The organism is Pseudoalteromonas sp. NZS71_1 (genome assembly GCF_015864305.1).
GTDB classification, from domain to species: domain Bacteria; phylum Pseudomonadota; class Gammaproteobacteria; order Enterobacterales; family Alteromonadaceae; genus Pseudoalteromonas; species Pseudoalteromonas arctica.
On the sequence record NZ_JADYXM010000031.1, the window covers coordinates 1 to 2,098 of the forward strand.

The 2,098-nt window shown below is 39.4% G+C and carries 2 protein-coding genes; both read right to left on the reverse strand.

Features of this window, described 5'->3' with window-relative positions:
* Positions 1 to 312: transposase domain-containing protein (locus I6F43_RS19950; RefSeq protein WP_197103756.1), on the reverse strand; the 312-nt coding region annotated here is incomplete at its 3' end.
* Between the two features lie 117 nt (positions 313 to 429).
* The gene (locus I6F43_RS19955; protein WP_010555303.1) at positions 430 to 1,845 is read right to left on the reverse strand and encodes an alanine/glycine:cation symporter family protein; all 1,416 of its coding nucleotides are present in this window, start codon (positions 1,843 to 1,845) and stop codon (positions 430 to 432) included.
* Between the last annotated feature and the right edge of the window lie 253 nt (positions 1,846 to 2,098).

Genomic DNA, 2,098 nt, shown 5'->3' on the forward strand with positions numbered 1-2,098 from the left:
GGCTTTCATGGCGGCTTCACCTAGGTTTTTACGACGCTGAGTTAAAGCACTTGGCGCAACAAATGGCTTACCCTCGCGGTCAACAATGTCGAGCATATTAACGACATCGGCCATCGATTTGTCATTATAAATAACCATCCCGATCAACAACCAAGCCATCGATTCTAGGGTTAGTTTTCTTTTTCGTAGTGTAACGGTTTCGGTCAGTGCATAGGCTTCTTCGATAAGAGATAAAGGGAGTAAGTCTGCGAGTGTTTCAACGTCATTAGGTTTGCTGTTGTTAATAATATCGAGAGCATTAGAAAGTTGCATAAAAAAATCCGAATTCTACAAAAGAATTCGGATTCTTACATACCTAGAAGATCGTTCAAGTGCTATTAACTAATTCTTAAATGATCGGCATTAGAGCCGTAGCTCGCTGTTTATTGTTTATTTCCAGGCCTCGGGATCGACCTCTTTAGCAAGTTTAGGATGCTTACTTTTGTCAAAGGTAGGTATTAAGCCCTTTTTGCGTTGTTCGTTGTAATCTTTAGAGAGCCATACAACAACACCTGAAAGCATAAATAGCGCTATAACGTTTACAATGGCCATTAAACCCATTGATATATCTGCCAGCGTCCAAATTAAACCAAGCTCACCAACAGCACCAAACATCACCATACCTAAAACAACAAGTCTAAAGATAAACATACCTTTATTAGAGTTGTGCTCTAAAAACATTAAATTTGTTTCAGCGTAAGAGTAATTAGCCACAATAGAAGTAAAAGCAAAAAACAATATAGCAATGGCAATAAAGTAAGTACCCCAGTCGCCGACATGTTCTTGTAATGCTGCTTGTGTAAGTTCAATCCCCATAACACCAGATTCAGGTACTAATTGCTGCGATAGTAAAATAAGAGAAGCAGTCGCTGTACAAATAACAATAGTATCAATAAATACACCTAGCATTTGCACATAACCTTGTGATGCTGGATGAGGAGGGTAAGGTGTCGCAGTGGCTGCAGCATTAGCTGCACTACCCATACCAGCTTCGTTTGAGAATAAGCCACGCTTTATACCTTGGATCATAGCTTGTGTAACACCATAACCAATTGCACCTGCACCAGCTTGTTCAATACCAAAAGCACTTTTTATTATAAGTACAATTACATCAGGTAATGCAGTAAAGTTAATAGCGCATACATAAAGAGCCACTAACAAGTAAGCTAATGCCATAAATGGGACAACCATTTCAGCAAAACGAGAAATCGTTTTCAAACCACCAAAAATAATAATACCAGAGCCAATAACCAAGCAAATGCCTACTATATACTTAGGTACATCAAACGCTACTTCAAATGCTGCAGCAATAGAGTTTGACTGTACGGCGTTAAATACCAAACCAAAGGCTAAAATTAAGCATAACGAGAATAAAGTCCCCATCCAGCGTTTACCTAAACCGTTTTGCATATAATAAGCAGGGCCACCTCTAAAATTGCCATCAGCATCTTTTGTTTTATAAGCCTGAGCCAAAGTACTTTCAGCAAAGCTTGTAGCCATACCTATTAATGCAATAAGCCACATCCAAAAAATAGCACCTGGCCCACCTAGGTATAAGGCAACAGCAACACCAGCCATATTACCTGTACCAACACGTGCAGCTAACGAAGTACAAAAAGCCTGAAAGGATGAAATTTCATTATCGGCACATTTACGAGAGCCAAACATAACTTTGAACATATGTGGAAATTGCACAAACTGAATAAAGCCTAGTCGAAAAGTAAAAAAGAGGCCTGCTGCTATTAATAAGTAGACGAGAACTTGGCCCCATAGAAGGGCACTTATACTGTTTATTATGTCTGTCATGGATACTGCCTAAATACATGAGTTAAAAAAAGTGACCGCAACTTATCACATCAGGATAAAAGTGTTTAGTTTTAAAGTTCAAAAACAGAGTTATCAACAGGGTTTTGTGGGTAACTTGTGTTTATCATGTGCGCTTGCTTGGGGCTTAATTTTAATTACTATTTTATGCAAATAACGCTTGCGTAAAATCCGCCGCTCCCTATAATGCGACCCCACTGAGACGGGATATGGCGACGCGCAGCGGACAACGCAT

Coding starts and splice junctions, on each gene's coding strand:
- I6F43_RS19955 (WP_010555303.1), bottom strand. CDS start 1,845: ATGACAGACATAATAAACAGTATAAGTGCCCTTCTATGGGGCCAAGTT.